Annotated in this window: 18 protein-coding genes; 8 read left to right on the top strand and 10 right to left on the bottom strand. The window is 51.7% G+C overall.

Going from position 1 to position 16,523, the window contains the following annotated elements; translation table 11 throughout:
* Positions 1–48: 48 nt before the first annotated feature.
* Positions 49–1,425, top strand: coding sequence for an MFS transporter (locus ACWWFX_RS21710; RefSeq protein ID WP_473224761.1), 1,377 nt, complete (start codon positions 49–51; stop codon positions 1,423–1,425).
* Positions 1,426–1,597: 172 nt separating this feature from the next.
* Positions 1,598–3,058: a mannitol dehydrogenase family protein gene (locus ACWWFX_RS21705; protein WP_473224760.1), complete on the top strand. Its 1,461-nt coding sequence runs from the start codon at positions 1,598–1,600 to the stop codon at positions 3,056–3,058.
* Between the two features lie 186 nt (positions 3,059–3,244).
* On the opposite strand, the gene ydfZ is transcribed toward ACWWFX_RS21705, so the two are convergent.
* On the bottom strand, positions 3,245–3,448 hold the full coding sequence (gene ydfZ / locus ACWWFX_RS21700) for a putative selenium delivery protein YdfZ (protein ID WP_276224078.1): 204 nt from the start codon (positions 3,446–3,448) through the stop codon (positions 3,245–3,247).
* A gap of 296 nt (positions 3,449–3,744) precedes the next feature.
* Between ydfZ and ACWWFX_RS21695 the strand changes: the two genes are divergently transcribed.
* Positions 3,745–4,179, top strand: coding sequence for a universal stress protein (locus tag ACWWFX_RS21695; protein WP_015964446.1), 435 nt, complete (start codon positions 3,745–3,747; stop codon positions 4,177–4,179).
* Between the two features lie 39 nt (positions 4,180–4,218).
* Here ACWWFX_RS21695 and ACWWFX_RS21690 read toward each other — a convergent pair whose 3' ends face one another.
* Positions 4,219–4,905, bottom strand: coding sequence for a GntR family transcriptional regulator (locus ACWWFX_RS21690; protein WP_231827291.1), 687 nt, complete (start codon positions 4,903–4,905; stop codon positions 4,219–4,221).
* A gap of 93 nt (positions 4,906–4,998) precedes the next feature.
* On the bottom strand, positions 4,999–5,748 hold the full coding sequence (ydfG, locus tag ACWWFX_RS21685; protein WP_276224082.1) for a bifunctional NADP-dependent 3-hydroxy acid dehydrogenase/3-hydroxypropionate dehydrogenase YdfG: 750 nt from the start codon (positions 5,746–5,748) through the stop codon (positions 4,999–5,001).
* A gap of 124 nt (positions 5,749–5,872) precedes the next feature.
* On the opposite strand from ydfG, the gene dcp reads away from it, so the two are divergent.
* The gene (gene dcp, locus ACWWFX_RS21680; protein WP_473224759.1) at positions 5,873–7,918 is read left to right on the top strand and encodes a peptidyl-dipeptidase Dcp; all 2,046 of its coding nucleotides are present in this window, start codon (positions 5,873–5,875) and stop codon (positions 7,916–7,918) included.
* 84 nt (positions 7,919–8,002) lie between these two features.
* On the opposite strand, the gene nqrE is transcribed toward dcp, so the two are convergent.
* On the bottom strand, positions 8,003–8,602 hold the full coding sequence (gene nqrE / locus ACWWFX_RS21675) for an NADH:ubiquinone reductase (Na(+)-transporting) subunit E (RefSeq protein WP_231827289.1): 600 nt from the start codon (positions 8,600–8,602) through the stop codon (positions 8,003–8,005).
* 396 nt (positions 8,603–8,998) lie between these two features.
* Between nqrE and ACWWFX_RS21670 the strand changes: the two genes are divergently transcribed.
* On the top strand, positions 8,999–9,169 hold the full coding sequence (locus ACWWFX_RS21670; RefSeq protein ID WP_015964441.1) for a hypothetical protein: 171 nt from the start codon (positions 8,999–9,001) through the stop codon (positions 9,167–9,169).
* 154 nt (positions 9,170–9,323) lie between these two features.
* Here the strand turns inward: ACWWFX_RS21670 and ftrA are convergent, their stop codons facing one another.
* Entirely contained in the window at positions 9,324–10,316 is a 993-nt protein-coding gene (gene ftrA, locus ACWWFX_RS21665) for a transcriptional regulator FtrA (RefSeq protein ID WP_473224777.1), read from the bottom strand.
* Positions 10,317–10,419: 103 nt separating this feature from the next.
* On the opposite strand from ftrA, the gene ACWWFX_RS21660 reads away from it, so the two are divergent.
* Positions 10,420–10,839, top strand: a complete 420-nt coding sequence (locus ACWWFX_RS21660; protein WP_473224758.1) for a rhodanese-like domain-containing protein — start codon at positions 10,420–10,422, stop codon at positions 10,837–10,839.
* A gap of 9 nt (positions 10,840–10,848) precedes the next feature.
* Here the strand turns inward: ACWWFX_RS21660 and ydeE are convergent, their stop codons facing one another.
* Positions 10,849–12,039, bottom strand: a complete 1,191-nt coding sequence (gene ydeE / locus ACWWFX_RS21655) for an efflux MFS transporter YdeE (RefSeq protein WP_473224757.1) — start codon at positions 12,037–12,039, stop codon at positions 10,849–10,851.
* Between the two features lie 197 nt (positions 12,040–12,236).
* On the opposite strand from ydeE, the gene eamA reads away from it, so the two are divergent.
* Positions 12,237–13,136, top strand: a complete 900-nt coding sequence (gene eamA, locus ACWWFX_RS21650) for an O-acetylserine/cysteine exporter (protein WP_473224756.1) — start codon at positions 12,237–12,239, stop codon at positions 13,134–13,136.
* A gap of 33 nt (positions 13,137–13,169) precedes the next feature.
* On the opposite strand, the gene marB is transcribed toward eamA, so the two are convergent.
* From marB to marR, 3 genes are read right to left on the bottom strand one after another with little or no spacing between them, the layout of a single operon-like run.
* Positions 13,170–13,388: a multiple antibiotic resistance protein MarB gene (gene marB, locus ACWWFX_RS21645; RefSeq protein ID WP_015964436.1), complete on the bottom strand. Its 219-nt coding sequence runs from the start codon at positions 13,386–13,388 to the stop codon at positions 13,170–13,172.
* A gap of 30 nt (positions 13,389–13,418) precedes the next feature.
* Positions 13,419–13,802 carry an MDR efflux pump AcrAB transcriptional activator MarA gene (marA, locus tag ACWWFX_RS21640; protein WP_108474241.1) on the bottom strand — a complete coding sequence of 128 codons (384 nt, stop codon included), beginning with the start codon at positions 13,800–13,802 and terminating at the stop codon, positions 13,419–13,421.
* Positions 13,803–13,820: 18 nt separating this feature from the next.
* A complete protein-coding gene (gene marR, locus ACWWFX_RS21635) occupies positions 13,821–14,255 on the bottom strand; it encodes a multiple antibiotic resistance transcriptional regulator MarR (protein WP_149463491.1) in 435 nt (144 codons plus the stop codon).
* Between the two features lie 240 nt (positions 14,256–14,495).
* On the opposite strand from marR, the gene ACWWFX_RS21630 reads away from it, so the two are divergent.
* Complete coding sequence (locus ACWWFX_RS21630; protein WP_276224099.1) at positions 14,496–15,167, top strand: MarC family NAAT transporter; 672 nt, start codon at positions 14,496–14,498, stop codon at positions 15,165–15,167.
* A 36-nt stretch (positions 15,168–15,203) separates the two neighbouring features.
* Here ACWWFX_RS21630 and ACWWFX_RS21625 read toward each other — a convergent pair whose 3' ends face one another.
* Positions 15,204–16,403 carry a sugar transporter gene (locus ACWWFX_RS21625; RefSeq protein ID WP_473224755.1) on the bottom strand — a complete coding sequence of 400 codons (1,200 nt, stop codon included), beginning with the start codon at positions 16,401–16,403 and terminating at the stop codon, positions 15,204–15,206.
* Between the last annotated feature and the right edge of the window lie 120 nt (positions 16,404–16,523).

Raw genomic sequence — 16,523 nt, 5'->3', positions numbered from 1 at the left:
TAATATGCGATTAAGTTGTACGCATCCTAACGTTTAGAGATGAACGCTATGACTCAAATAAAACATGAAAGAACGACTTCTGACCTCGTAAGAGCCGCTCTGTCCGGATGGCTCGGTACTGCCCTGGAGTTTATGGATTTCCAGCTTTATTCATTGGGTGCGGCACTCGTGTTTCACGAGATATTTTTCCCTGAGCAATCGGCAGCCATGGCGTTGATTCTGGCGATGGGTACTTATGGCGCCGGATATATCGCGCGCATAGCAGGTGCTTTTATCTTTGGGAAAATGGGTGACAGGGTAGGCAGAAAGAAAGTCCTGTTTATAACTATCACAATGATGGGCATTTGTACGACGCTGATTGGTGTGCTGCCAACTTATGCGCAAATCGGTATTTTTGCACCAATATTATTGGTCACTCTGCGTATTATTCAGGGACTGGGAGCGGGCGCGGAGATTTCTGGCGCAGGAACGATGCTGGCCGAGTATGCGCCTAAAGGCAAACGCGGAATTATCTCTTCGCTGGTGGCGATGGGGACAAACTGTGGCACCTTAAGCGCGACGGCAATATGGGCATTTATGTTCTTTATCCTGGATCGTGAAGAACTGGTGGCATGGGGCTGGCGTATTCCGTTCCTCGCAAGCGTCGTCGTCATGATCTTTGCTATCTGGCTGAGACTCAATCTTAAAGAAAGCCCGGTATTCGAAAAGGTTAATGATGCAGAACTCACCCCTACCAAAGCCGTATCAGCTGAGAACACCGTAGGGGCAATGTTCCGCAGTAAATCATTTTGGCTGGCGACGGGACTGCGTTTCGGTCAGGCGGGAAATTCAGGGTTGATTCAGACCTTCCTTGCAGGGTATCTCGTACAAACGCTGTTATTTGATAAAGCCATTCCCACCGATGCGCTGATGATAAGTTCGGTTCTGGGATTTTTGACAATACCATTGTTGGGTTGGCTGTCCGATAAATATGGTCGGAGGATCCCGTACATGCTGCTGAGTCTATCTGCGATGATTCTGGCCTATCCTATGTTGGCGATCATTGTCGATAAAAGTTATAGCGTGAGTATGATTATGGCCTCCATCATCATTATTCATAATTTTGCAGTGCTGGGATTGTTTGCCCTTGAAAACATCACGATGGCAGAGATGTTTGGTTCGAAGAACCGGTTTACGCGAATGGCGATTTCAAAAGAGTTAGGGGGACTGGTTGCTGTTGGATTCGGTCCGCTTCTGGCGGGGATCTTCTGCAACATGACAGGATCATGGATGCCGATTGTGATTATGATTATTTGCTATTCGCTCATCGGCTTTATTTCTGCGCTACTCATGCCAGAAGTTCGCGACCGTGATTTAAGCATTCTGCATGATGCTGCTGATGTCACTCAGGCGGAGAAACAGCGAGCAGCCGGGCAGATGATCTGACAATAAAAGCACACTGCTTACGCGGTGTGCTTTTCTCAAAACCCTAATCCTGTCACACAACTTAAAAATCATGTCATACCAATCGCCAATAAGTTAACTCAAATCAAAAACACGCCAAATGAACTCGTTAATCTAGTATGGCAATCAACGTTCTCTACAGTGAGTCAAAAAGATGCAAAATAAGCTATTAACCGCTAAGGCAACTCTCCCGACCTTTGATCGCAGCAAACTCGTGCCGCGCATTGTCCATCTTGGCTTTGGTGCTTTTCACCGCGCCCATCAGGCTATCTATGCAGATATCCTTGCCACGGAGCACGGCAGTGATTGGGGTTACACCGAAGTTAACCTGATTGGCGGCGAGCAGCAGATTGCTGATCTGAAGAACCAGGACAATTTATACACCGTGGCAGAAATGTCTGCCGACGCGTGGACTGCGCGCGTAGTTGGCGTGGTCAAAGAAGCCCTGCACGCGCAGGTCGACGGTCTGGAAACCGTACTTGCGAAAATGTGTGAACCGCAGGTGGCGATTGTCTCTCTGACGATCACCGAAAAAGGCTACTGCCACTCTCCGGCGACCGGGCAATTGATGCTCGATCATCCATTTATCGCCGCAGATATCGAAAACCCACATCAGCCTAAGTCTGCGCCGGGCGTCATTGTTGAAGCACTGGCGCGTCGTAAAGCCGCGGGACTGCCAGCATTTAGCGTGATGTCTTGCGACAACATGCCGGAAAACGGCCACGTGATGCGCAATGTCGTTACCACCTATGCCCGCGCGGTGGATGCAGACCTGGCGGCGTGGATTGAACAAAACGTGACGTTCCCGTCTACGATGGTTGACCGTATCGTTCCGGCGGTCACTGCCGATACGCTGGATAAAATTGAACAACTGACCGGTGTACGCGATCCGGCTGGTGTGGCTTGTGAACCGTTCCGCCAGTGGGTGATTGAAGATAACTTCGTTGCGGGCCGCCCGGAGTGGGAAAAAGCAGGAGCGGAACTGGTTTCTGACGTTATTCCGTTCGAAGAGATGAAACTGCGCATGCTTAACGGCAGCCACTCCTTCCTGGCGTACCTGGGTTACCTGGCGGGCTATCAGCATATCAATGACTGCATGGGCGATGAGAATTATCGCCGCGCGGCACACGACCTGATGCTGAAAGAGCAGGCCCCGACGCTGAAAGTTCAGGGTGTGGATCTGTCTCGCTATGCCGATCTGCTGATTGAACGTTATACCAACCCGGCGCTGCGTCACCGTACCTGGCAAATCGCGATGGACGGCAGCCAGAAGTTGCCACAGCGTATGCTGGATTCCGTCCGTTGGCACCTGGTGCATAACAGCAGCTTTGCGCTGCTGGCGCTGGGTGTTGCTGGCTGGATGCGCTATGTTGGCGGCGTGGACGAGCAGGGCAACGCTATTGAAGTGTGCGATCCGCTGCTATCGGTGATTCAGGCGACCGTTGCGCAAAGCGAAGAGGGTGAAGCTCGCGTCAAAGCGTTGCTGGGTATCGAGGCTATTTTCGGTAAAGAACTGCCGCATGAAGCGAAATTTGTTGAGCAGGTAACGAAGGCATATCTGTCACTGCTGGCGAAAGGTGCGAAGGCGACGGTTGCGGAATTTGCCAACGCCTGATGCGGTAATTTGCCCGGTGGCGTGATGCTTACCGGGCCTACGGATAGGCACTTTCTTCATAGGCCGGATAAGCGCAGCGCCATCCGGCAAAATGCAGGCACAATATTTCAATTGGGGAATATAACGCAGGCAGGAACATCATTTCCGGGCGGCCTCAGAACAAGGCCACCCGAATTACACCACTAATTAGTGCATGCCGAGACGAATAAGCTCAATCGGCTCGAACTGTCCGTCACAACCATCAATCTCAACTGTTTTGCTGCGGCGCACCTGGGCAGGTGTCATACCGTCTGCTTTAATCGCCTTGATGGTGCCGGTTTTCCCGGTACCATTAATCATTACACGGCTGCCAGTAGTAATTGCATTGCGGTTACGATCGTAAGTCATCATGGTGTTCTCCTTTCTTTCATATCGAAGCCGGTTACAAAATGGGATGTGGCAACGACGGGTTCTATAAATACGCCTATCCATAAAAAATTAAATTGTTTTTGATCAATTACACGTTTTTTTTAGGGAAAGGGTGGGCTTATACATATCTACAGGTTAGTTAAGAGTAGCTGAAGTAATGGACGAACCTTTGCAAAGGTAAATAGTTTAACGCAGAAATCATTGTGGATTCGTTTAGTTTAAATATGGCATTGTTACCTTGCTGCAATAAAGTTCCTCTGGAATAAGGAGATTGGGCTATGTACAAAAAAATATTGATGCCTGTAGATGTATTTGAAATGGATTTGAGTGACAAAGCATTGCGCCACGCGGCCTGGTTGGCGGGTGAAGAGGGGGAAATCACGTTGGTTAATGTACTGCCCAACAGCAGTCGTTCGTTATTACGCGGATTTGCCTCTGATATCAAAAAGTTTAATGCGTTTATGTCGAACGAGTCGGAAATAAAAATGAAGCGTCTGATGAAGATGCTGGATATTCCCGCTTCGCGGCTGCGTACCGAAGTACGGTTTGGCAATATTCGTGATGAGATTATCGCGATGAGCAAAACGGAAGGTTACGACGCCATCGTTATCGGCTCTCGCAGCCCCGGCGGTACAACCCACTTGCTGGGTTCCAATGCCGAGTCGATTCTGCGTCATGCCGCGATACCGACCATGGTCGTCAGAGAGTCCTGAACAACATAAAAGCCTTCACCCCTGTGTGAAGGCTTTCTGTTACTCCTCGCTAAACCAGTCGAGTTTTTCCTGCCGAATTAACTGCACAGATTCACTAATTTCCTGCAAATGCTGTGTCATCGCTTTTTCCACTAAATCTGGATCGCGTTTTTCCAGTGCATGAAATATATCGTGGTGCTGCGCCAGCAGCATATCCGGGGAAGAAACGTGGTCGAGGCTCATATAGCGAACGCGGTCGATCGCCGCTTTAATATTCTCGATGGTATCCCATGCCAGCTGGCAGTCGGCAATCATCGACAGCAACTGGTGAAATTCATCATCAAGCTGGAAGAAATCATTGTGCTGGAGCCGGTCGATGGCAATTCGCTGCTGGTGAAGATTTTGTTCCAGCTGATAGAGCTGTTTGTCGGTGATCATGGTCGCCGCCCGACGCGCCACCGCACACTCAATCGCCTGACGTACAAAACAGCCGTTCCGCACCTGCGACAGTGAAATTTTATTCACATAGCTACCGCGCTGAGGGCGAATTTGAATCAGGCCATTTTCCGCCAGCTTAATAAACGCTTCGCGAACAGGCTGGCGTGAAACGTCAAAGCGCATCGACACCTCTTTTTCAGAAAGCGGCGTTCCTGGGGGAATCAAACAATGCACGATATCGCGGCGTAAAATGCGATAAATTTGCTGGTTGACGGGCTGTGTTGGGTTCAGTTGTGTTTCGGCGGCCATTGACTCATTCTTATTCGCTGATTTTGGCCTCTATTTTACGCTTTTTTTACTGCTGAGCCCATACCCGACGGGCGTCGGGCAGGGCTAAAAACATCAATTTTGACGGTGAACGCTCAGGCCTGCGTAAGTCTGGCTAACGGGCATCATTTCAACGGTATTGATGTTGACATGTTTTGGCAGGGTCGCCACCCACCAGACGGCTTCGGTCACATCTTCCGGGGTCAGTGCATTGGTGTTTTCATAGGTTTTACCTGCTTTGGCATCATCACCTTTGAAACGCACATTGGAGAACTCTGTACCGCCGACCAGGCCCGGTTCGATATCGGTTACACGAACGGCAGTGCCGTGCAGATCGGTGCGTAAATTTAGGCTGAACTGACGCACGAACGCCTTGGTTGCGCCATAGACGTTACCGCCTGCATACGGCCAGCTTCCGGCGGTGGAACCAATATTGATAATATGGCCGCGATTGCGCTCAACCATTCCCGGCAATACGGCGCGGGTCATGTACACCAGGCCTTTGTTATTGGTATCGATCATGTTTTCCCAGTCTTCTACGCTGGCTTTGTGCGCTGGCTCCATGCCCAGCGCCAGCCCGGCGTTGTTCACCAGAACATCAATCGCCTGCCACTCAGCGGGCAACTGGCTGAGCGCTTCTTCGATTGCGGCACGGTTGCGCACGTCCAGTTGCACAGTTAACACGCTATCGCCAAGTTCCTCTTTTAACACCTGCAGGCGCTCCTGGCGGCGTCCTGTAGCAATCACTTTGTGTCCATTGGCGACAAAACGACGCGTAATGCTTTCACCAAAACCTGCCGTTGCCCCGGTAACCAGTATGATCATCTCTCTGTTCCTCAACGCTTTTTGTGTGTTATTACGATAGCACGCTCTTTTCCATCGCGGGAAGTGATTGCGGTCTTTCCGGGGGTTGCCTACTCTAAGGGAAAGTCATCTCAAGGAGTCGAACATGTTGGCCACCAACCCATTCTTTGCCGCCAGTACGCTGCCGTATCAGGCCCCCCCGTTTAATTTGATCAGTGACAGCGACTATCGTCCGGCATTTAACGAGGCCGTGAAACGTAAACGCGAAGAGATTGGCCACATCGCACAAAACCCGGAACCAGCAAACTTTGAGAATACGTTCATTGCGCTGGAGAAAAGCGGCGAATTGCTGACCCGCGTGACCAGCGTTTTCTTTGCGATGGCTGCGGCACATACAAACGATGAAATTCAGCGTCTGGATGAGCAATTTTCGGCAGAGCTGGCTGAGCTTTCAAACGATATCTATCTTAATGATGCGCTGTTCAGCCGCGTAGAAGCGGTCTGGCAGTCACGCGATGAATTGTCTCTGGATGCGGAATCACGTCGTCTTGTTGAGGTCATCTATCAGCGCTTTATTCTGGCGGGCGCCACGCTGGGCGCGGATGAAAAATCGCAGTTAAAAGCGCTGAATACGCAGTCTGCCACGCTCAGTAGCCAGTTTCATCAGCGCCTGCTGACGGCCACAAAAGCGGGGGGACTGGTCATCGAGGAACCTATTCAGCTTGATGGCCTGAATGCGGAGGAGTTAGCCGCGGCGTCGGTCGCGGCACAGGATCGCGGGCTGCATAACAGCTGGTTGCTTCCTTTGTTGAATACGACTCAGCAGCCGTTTCTGGCGTCTTTGCGCGACAGACAAACACGCGAAAAGCTGTTTAAAGCCGCATGGTCACGTACGGAAAAGGGCGATGATAATGACACACGCGAGCTGGTATTAAAGTTGGTAGACATTCGCGCAAAACAGGCCGCATTGTTAGGTTTTGCGGATTACGCCAGCTGGAGTATGGCCGATCAGATGGCGAAAACGCCGGACGCGGCGCTGCATTTTATGCGCGAAATCGCTCCCGCAGCCAGGGCGCGCGCCGAGCGAGAACTGGCCGATATTCAGCAGGTTATTGATTCTCAGCCTGCGCCGTTTGCGGCGCAAGCCTGGGACTGGCTCTATTACGCTGAACAGGTTCGCCGCGAAAAATACGCGATTGATGAAGCGCAGATCAAACCCTATTTTGCACTCGATCATGTGCTGATTGAGGGTGTGTTCTGGGCGGCCAGCCAGCTGTTTGGTATTCGCTTTATCGAACGCTTCGATATTCCGGTTTATCATCCAGATGTACGCGTATGGGAGATTTTCGCCGAAAATGGTGAAGGTATTGCGCTGTTTTACGGCGATTTCTTCGCGCGCGACAGTAAAAGCGGTGGGGCGTGGATGGATAACTTCGTTCAGCAATCAACGCTGCTCAATACGCGTCCGGTAATTTACAACGTTTGTAACTATCCAAAACCGGCCGCCGGCAACAGTGCGCTGATCGCCTGGGATGACGTCATTACCCTGTTCCACGAATTTGGTCACGCGCTTCACGGTCTGTTTGCCAGCCAGCGTTATGCCACACTATCCGGCACCAGTACGCCGCGAGATTTTGTCGAGTTCCCGTCACAGATCAACGAACACTGGGCCAGCCATCCGCAGGTGTTTGCCCACTATGCCCGCCATCATCAAACCGGTGAGCCGATGCCGGAAGCCCTGCGCGACAGCATGTTCCGTGCCGCGAAGTTCAATAAAGGCTATGACATGACGGAACTGTTGAGCGCGGCGTTGCTGGATATGAACTGGCATACGGTGACAGCGCAGTCTATACCGCAGAACGTGGCGCAATTTGAAGCGCAGGCCTTACAGCAAGAAAATCTGAATCTCGCTGCGGTACCACCACGTTACCGTAGCAGCTATTTTGCCCATATCTTTGGCGGAGGTTACGCCGCTGGCTATTACGCCTATTTATGGACACAAATGCTGGCCGATGACGGCTATCTTTGGTTTGAAGAGCAGGGCGGTTTAAGCCGCGAGAACGGTGAACGCTTCCGTCAGGCGATATTGTCGCGCGGTAATAGTAGCGATTTAGAAGCGCTGTACCGCGACTGGCGCGGGCACGATCCGCTGATTGAGCCGATGTTGAGGAATCGTGGGTTGAGTGAGTAGTACGGCCCCTCACCCCGGCCTGAAGATTGGCACTATCGGTCCCCTCTCCCTGGGGGAGAGGGTTAGGGTGAGGGGGCAGTTTGCCTAAAGCGATATCCCCGAAAACGACATAAACCCCAGCGACATCAACCCGGCAGTAATAAACACGCTGCCCAGCCCGCGCAGGCCTTTTGGCATATTGGCGTATTTCAGCTTCTCGCGAATGCCCGCCAGAGCCACCAGCGCCAGCATCCAGCCGAGGCCGCATCCGGCGCCGTAAGTGATGGACTCGCCGAATGTGTACTCACGCTGCACCATAAAAATGGTCGCACCAAAGATGGCACAGTGAATGGTCAACAACGGCAGGAATGCGCCCAGGGTGTGATGCAAGGCGGGCAGAAAGCGATCCAGCACCATTTCCAGGATCTGTACCAGTGCCGCCAGTACGCCAATAAAGGTGATGAAATCGAGAAAACTCAGATCCACACCCTCGATCAGCGCGTTCTCCCTCAGCAGATGGGTATAAATCAGATTGTTGATGGGCGTCGCCACGGTAAGCAGGGCTGTAACCGTAAGACCAAGACGAAAGGCGATATCGATCTTTTTAGAGATCGCCAGAAACGTGCACATCCCTAAAAAGAAATTGAGCGCCATGTTTTCAACAAACACAGCTCTGATAAAAATATTTAAATGAGATTCAAACACGACAACCTCCCTGTAGTGTTATTCACCCGCATTATAATTTATCTGACTGTGTATCAAATGTTTTTTATTTTTGATGTCTGTTTTTGTGATGGAAACACAAAAAAAAGCCCGCACAGGGGAAGGCGGGCTAAATCTGACAATGAATTATGCATTCTCGTCATCAATCCTGAAGGAAGATAACGCTGGCTATCTTACGCAAGATGCATTTCACGACAACCCGACATATTCGGTAGGTGTCTGCTGTTGATATCTATGTCTTTAGCATTCGTGCATTTCCTCACACCGTCTTTACAAATAAGCGCATTTATTGAAGTAACTCGCCATTCAGACTGCTACTATTGCTTTGTAACTTGTTGAGTTAACGGATTAAATTTCGACAATCTGCCGGAGGGTAGTATGAAAAAAAGTATGCGTAAAATTCGCCGTGGAATCACCTGGTCAAACACGCCTGAAAATCAAAACTTGCAGGAATCACGGTCCGGCAGAATGTGGGCGGATCGCACAGCCTGCTGTAAAAGCAAAAAAGGCTGGAAAACAAATACGCTGAATGACGTATTTGTCGTTTAGCTTTCATTGAGGAAGCCAGTGCTAGGATGATTTTAGCAACAGTCGTCGTTATCACGGATGTCTACGAATGACTGTACTAACCAAAAACACAGATCTATCCATGCAAGCATTTTACCGTCAGTTATCTGACGGTTTTTTTTTGCCTGAAATAATATTATTCACCGCTGACCGTGAATTTTTTCCGCCAGGCAAGTGGGCTGCTTGCCAGATGCCGCTGGAAATGGCGACGCAGAGTCTTACCATTTACAAACCCTGCTTGCTCAGCCACGCTTTCCATACTGATGCGCGTCGTCACCAGATAATGCTGGGCCCGGCGAAGGCGTTCGTCTAACAGCCAGCGGGCCGGTGTTTTTCCGGTTGATTCCTGAAATCGGCGTAAAAACGTACGTTCACTCATACCCATACGTTGCGCCAGCGAGGTCACCGTATGGTTTTCAGCAATATTCTGGTGCAGATAATCAAACAGCGAGCCCAACCGCAGGCTTTCGCGATCGCGCGCGACCGGGCGCTCAATCTGTTGTTTTTGCGTGCCATCACGATGAGGCTGGACCACCAAACGACGCGCAACAACATTCGCGGCATCGAGGCCAAAATCGAGTCGCACGACGTGCAAACAGAGATCTATCCCCGCGGCGCTGCCAGCTGATGTCATGACGTTATCCTGTTCCAGATAAAGCACATCATCAACCACACTGATAGCGGGATAACGCTGCTGGAGCTTCTCAGTATAACGCCAGTGGGTTGTGGCCTTTTTACCGTCCAGCAAGCCAGCCGCCGCCAGTACAAAAACGCCGGAGCAAATAGACATAATTCGGCAACCACGGGCATGAGCCTGACGCAACGCCTCACAAAGCGCGTCGGGAACCGGCGTTTCCACGCCACGCCAACCCGGCACCACAATCGTGTCAGCATCCTTTAAGCATTCTAAACCGCCATCCGTCATCAAACGAATGCCGCCGAGGGCGCGCATTTCGCCGTCATCCACGGCGGCGACGGCAAAGCGATACCAGTTGTCGCCCATCTCCGGACGCGGAAGGCCAAAAATTTCGACCGCCACGCCAAATTCAAATGTACAGAGCCCATCGTAAGCCAGTACGACCACCAGGGGAGAATCAGAGATTGTCATATTCTGGCTGTTTTCTGTCAGAAATGCGGGCGGCTTAAGGGGTAATGCCATGTTTATACTCGCGTTAGTGGATACCGCAGACGCGGTGACAACACAGTGTTAACACAGACCAGGAGATGTGACTATGAGTTATGTAAGTGAATTTGCCGTGGCTCCGGCCGAAGACGTGATACGTCATTTTCGCCAGCGCTTAAGTATGGAAACAGACTGTGCCGATGTGCACGCCGCCATGCGTAATCAGGATGTGGATTTTGTGCTTTTGCATGCCGTTGGCAGCCCGGAAATGTTTGCTGCGCGGCATATTCCCGGCGCGCTTCATCTACCTCATCGACAGATGACGGCAGAGCGGATGGCTGCGTGGCCACAGGAGACGTTGTTTGTGGTCTATTGCGCGGGCCCGCACTGTAACGGCGCTGACCAGGCGGCGCTTAAACTGGCGTTACTGGGGCGTCCGGTGAAACTGATGATAGGCGGGATGACAGGTTGGCAGGATGAAGGATATGAGTTTGCCGGCACGCCTCAGCACGCGGAAATCACGTGCTGAGGATGACGCTTACAGCGCGGTGAGCGCTTTACGCCTGCCGCTGGCGTTCATGCCTTTCAGCACCAACGCCCAGGCGACGACGATCGCGGCGATTAAAATCAGGAACAACGAGGCGGGTGGCATGTGCGTGAGAATTTGCCCTGTGAGCATGGGGTTCATTGCCGCGCCCATCCAACCCAGCGCCTGTGCTGAGAAGTAGCTGGCTTTCATGCCCGGCGGGGCGATGTTATCAATCAACATGTATTCGCCGGGTGCATAGATAACCTCGCCAATCGTAAACACCGCCGCCGCGAGTCCCCAGTAAATCAGATTGTTGTCGGAATACATAAAGCCGACCAGCCCCAGCACAAAGCAAACGGTGCCCAGCGTCATGAGTGGGCGCAGGTTTCTGGTGCTGAGTCGGCGGCCCACCGCATACTGGAGTGAGACGACAATGGCGGCATTCACCGGCAGGATCACCGCGATCACTTTCTCTGCGAAGGTGCTGTCTGCCACCGCCAGAACATATTGCGACAGGCACGAGGCAAACGACCCGCCTACGAAGGAGGCAAGCAGGCCCGATAGCGTGAACCATAATAAGGCTTTGTCATGCAGTAATACCGACGGGTCCCACGCTACCGGCGTTTGTTCGCTTTCACTGGCGAGTAACCGTTGCACGTAGCGTTGAATCAGCACCAGCGGCAATGCTGCGCATGTGGCAGCCAGCAGGAAGGGCAGGTTGATGCTGTACATCACCAGTAGCGTGCCGAGCGGTGGGCCAACCGTCCAGCCGATATTGAGAATGGTGTAGTTGAGGGAGAAGATCCGCGCTTTTTCCGTTGATGACAGAGCGTCGGAGAACCAGGCTTTCAGGACAGTAGCGAACACGGAATAAGAGCAGTTGATCAGTGCAAAAAACAGTACCACCAGGGTGACGCTATTCACCAGCGGAATAGCAACAAACCCGGCGATAAACGCAACGATCGCCAGCAGCATGTAGCGTTTCTTGTCAAACTTATCCGCGAGGATGCCAAAGCCAAGGCTAAAGATGACGCCGATGGTCAGCGCGATGGTCATGGCATAGCCGATGGTATCGACCGTCATTGCATACTTGCGCGTGAGGTAGATAGTCATAAAAGGAAGTGTTGCGCCACGCCCGATGGTCAACAGGAGCGACGATGCCAGCAGCGCACCGGTGGAGCGCCGTAAAGTTGGATTCATTGTTCTGCCAGACGATTTGTTATGTTTTCGTTGTGATGTGCCTTTTCAGAAATATCATGCCAACGCGCACTTGTATACCAGCGCACAGAGGCCGTCTGCACATTTTACCCTGCCAAAAATAATGATCTGTTCGATCTTGCTATTTTTAGTTATGTTGAATCTGTTTACATAATTTTAATAAATAATTGAGGCAGGGTATGACACGTAAAGATGGGCTACTGGCATTGCTGGTGGTGGTGGCGTGGGGCATCAACTTTGTGGTGATCAAAGTGGGCCTGCACAATATGCCACCACTGTTGTTAGCGGGATTACGCTTCTTACTGGTGGCGTTTCCGGCCATCTTTTTTGTGGCAAGGCCGAAAGTTCCCCTTCACCTGCTGTTGGGTTATGGCCTGACGATAAGCTTTGGTCAGTTTGCCTTTCTGTTTTGCGCGATTAAATTTGGTATGCCTGCCGGGCTGGCCTCACTGGTGCTGCAGGCGCAGGCGTTCTTTACCATCATTCTCGGTGCGTTTGTGTTTGGCGAACGGTTACAGGGCAAGCAGGTAGCCGGGATTTCTCTGGCGGTATTTGGTGTACTGGTGCTGATTGAGGGGAGCCTGAATGGCCAGCATGTTGGCTTGTTAGGTTTTATGCTCACCCTGGCGGCGGCGCTAAGCTGGGCCTGTGGCAATATCTTTAATAAACGCATCATGCAACATGAATCAAAGCCGGCGGTGATGTCGCTGGTGGTGTGGAGTGCGCTGATCCCGATTATTCCGTTTATGCTCAGCTCGCTTATTTTTGACGGCCCGTCGCTAATGGCGCAAAGCCTGTTGGCTATCGATCTCACCACGATTTTGTCGCTGGTCTATCTGGCGTTTGTGGCGACGATAATCGGTTATGGCATCTGGGGAACGTTACTCGGGCGTTATGAAACCTGGCGCGTGGCACCGTTGTCGTTGTTGGTTCCGGTTGTGGGGCTGGCAAGCGCGGCGTTATTGCTCGATGAAACCTTATCGGCATTACAGCTTTTGGGGGCGGTGCTGATTATGGCGGGCTTGTTTATTAACGTCTTCGGGTTGCGTCTACCCGGTATGCGGGCGGCGAGGGGATAAAGCAACGCCCCGCATGTGCGGGGCGGACACAAATCAGAGGCCACGCTGGTTGTAGTACGGCACACCCAGTTCGTCTGATTTGTCGCTACCGGCATCCATATGATTAAAATCGAACGGCGACTGTTGGTTAGCCGACGGCATAATCATGGTGTCTCGGGCGTTGTGTTGCGTAGGTGTCAGGGTTTGCTCCGCATAACTCTGGCTGGAAACCAACGCCATAATAGCGAAGGCAGCGGAGGCGAACAGTTTCATGGTATTCCTCGATACGTCTTGTGCAGGCGATTAATAAGTACAGTGATTAAGCGGGAAGAGATAACGAGACTCTCCGTGCATATTGGTGACGCGATACTTGTGCGGCGGCACATCGAAATAGTTTTTAAAGGTTCGCGTCAACGTCTGCTGTGATTCAAAACCGTAGCGTTCTGCCAGGTAGAGTATCGGCTCATTGCTCTCTTTTAACTTCTGGGCAATCTCGGTCAGTTTGCGGGTGCGAATGTACTGACCTAAAGAGTGTCCGGTTTCCTTTTTAAACATCCGTTGCAGGTGCCATTTGGAGTAACCCGAGCGCTCTGACACTTTTTCCAGCGACAGGGGCGATTCAAGGTTATCTTCGATCCAGTCCAAAATGCTATGAATGGTGATAGCGTCAGTGTTGCGTCTGGACATCGTCTTACCTCTTTCTGTTTACGGCAAAATCTTTTTTAACAGAAGCTCAAGCGTTGCAACTTCGTTTGCCGTTAAGTTTTTTGTTAATTCCTGGTGCAGGTCCTGCCCAACAAGCTGATGACATTTCTCACAAATTTCAGCGCCTTCTGGCGTTAACTGGATAAGTACGCCACGTTTGTCATGCGGATTCGGCAAACGGGCAATCCAGCCCCGGCAAAGCAATCGGTCAAGCATTCTGGTAAGCGCGCCCAGATCGACCGAAAGGATTTTCTTCAGCTCTACCGGTGTAATGCTGCCTTTGCAGCGGATAGAGCAGAGGACCCTGAACTGTGAGGAAGTAATGTCTTCAGGCGATAGATGCTCGTTGAGTAAGCGATCTTTTTTCTGATTAACCATGTGAATCAAATGCCCAAGCGGGATGATTTCATTGAAGAGGTCGCTTGTGATGTTCACAATGGTTGCCCTGGCAAGTACTTTAGTTGCGGTGGATATTATTTCTCACGCAATCATAAGTCAACTGAATGGATTGAGGGATGCCACGATTTGCTAAAACGCTGAACAGAGACTATCCAACTACAATTAAGAGGAAATTCTGTACAACGGGGTGACATAGCAAGAGATGCTGCGAAAACGCTATACTGCATCGCGTAGACTGCGAACTTATTCGTAAAACAGAGAAGGCTAGTATCTCATATGATTGAACTTTTTCAGGCAATCGGGCTTGGTCTGGTGGTGCTTTTACCGCTGGCAAACCCGCTCACAACCGTGGCGCTTTTTCTCGGATTAGCGGGAAATATGAACGCGGCAGAACGTAACCATCAGGCACGTATGGCGTCTATTTATGTCTTCGCCATTATGATGGTCGCCTACTATGCTGGCCAACTGGTGATGAATACATTCGGTATTTCTATACCTGGACTGCGTATCGCCGGGGGATTGATCGTCGCGTTTATCGGTTTCCGCATGCTTTTCCCGCAGCAGAAAGCCCACGAATCACCGGAAGCGTCCAGCAAATCAGAAGAGCTGGAAGATGAGCCGACCGCTAATATTGCGTTTGTGCCGCTGGCGATGCCGAGCACAGCAGGGCCGGGTACCATCGCGATGATTATCAGTTCTGCATCGACGATTAAACATGGCGTCAGTTTTCCTGAATGGGTGGTATTGATTTCGCCGCCCATTATTTTTGCTCTGGTGGGGATTATTCTGTGGGGCAGCCTGCGCAGTTCCGGGGCGATTATGCGCTGGGTAGGGAAAGGCGGCATTGAAGCCATTTCGCGCCTGATGGGATTCCTACTGGTGTGTATGGGCGTGCAGTTTATTATTAACGGCGTGGTGGAAATCATTAACACCTGGCCGGGCGCGTAATGCAGGGAGCCGGGATTATCCCCGGCTCCAGAACCATCACGAGCGGTGCGCCTGCTCTTCTAATGACGCGGCAGGCCAGCGGCGGAATATTATTACAGCCCAAATCAACGCCGCAACGGCCGGAACCGCCCCGACGTAACCGATAGAGGCCATTGAAATGTGGCTGCTTATCTGACTTCCAAGTAACGCACCTGCGCCAATCCCAATATTAAAGATCCCGGAAAACAGCGACATCGCCACGTCGGTGGCATCCGGTGCCAGCGACAGCACTTTCACCTGCATTCCCAGGCCGATAATCATAATCGCAATTCCCCAGAACACGCTCAATACCGCCAGGTGGCTGGCCTGGTGAGAGGCGGGCAGCAGCAGCAGCAGGCAAACCAGCAGCAGACCAATGGCGCTGGTGATGAGGCCAGAAGCGTGCAAATTACCCAGTTTCCCGAACAGAATGCTGCCGATGATGCCCGCGCCGCCAAGGATCAGCAGCAACATGGTGGCGAAATTTCCACTCAGTTCGGCAACGTTTTGCACAAAGGGTTCGATATAGCTATACGCGGTGTAATGGGCGGTCACCACGACCACGGTCAGCAGATAAATGCTGACCAGCGCCGGGCAACGGAACAGCACAGGCAGACTTTTCAGAGAACCCGAATGCTCGCTCGGTAGTTTGGGCAGCAGTTTAATCAGCGCCACCATGGTCAGCAGCGCACCCATACCAATGGCAAGGAAGGTGGTTCGCCAGCCAAAATATTGCCCCACGATGCGGCCAATCGGAATGCCAAAAACCATTGCCAGCGCGGTACCGGTGGCAATCAGGCTCAGCGCCTGAGCCCGTTTACCGGCAGGTGCCATGCGGATGGCCAGAGACGCGGTGATCGACCAGAACACGGCATGGGCAAACGCGATACCGATACGACTGACGACCAGCACGGTAAAGTTCCAGGCAAAGAAAGAGAGAATATGGCTGGCGATAAACAGCACAAACAGGCCAATCAATAACTTACGGCGTTCCATCTGGCTGGTCAGCAGCATAAACGGCAGTGACATCAGCGCGACGACCCATGCGTAGATAGTCAGCATGATACCGACCTGCGCCGTCGTCATCCCAAAACTGTCGGCGATATCGGAAAGCAGGCCCACCGGCACAAACTCGGTGGTATTAAAGATGAAGGCCGCGATGGCGAGCGTCACCACCCGAAGCCATGCGATGTGGCGCGAGACTGTGTTCGTTGTCATAGAATTTTCTGGGGTAGTTTGGAAAGGATGAGACGTGCGATCTTAAAGCCATTGTTGGTTGAATGACAATCGTTTTGTGATTCAGATCTCATTTTGTATCTGTTCAATCAATGGTATTGC

It is taken from the genome of Pseudocitrobacter sp. 2023LY-00077 (assembly GCF_055796175.1).
This window is presented reverse-complemented; position numbering and strand designations above follow the sequence as displayed.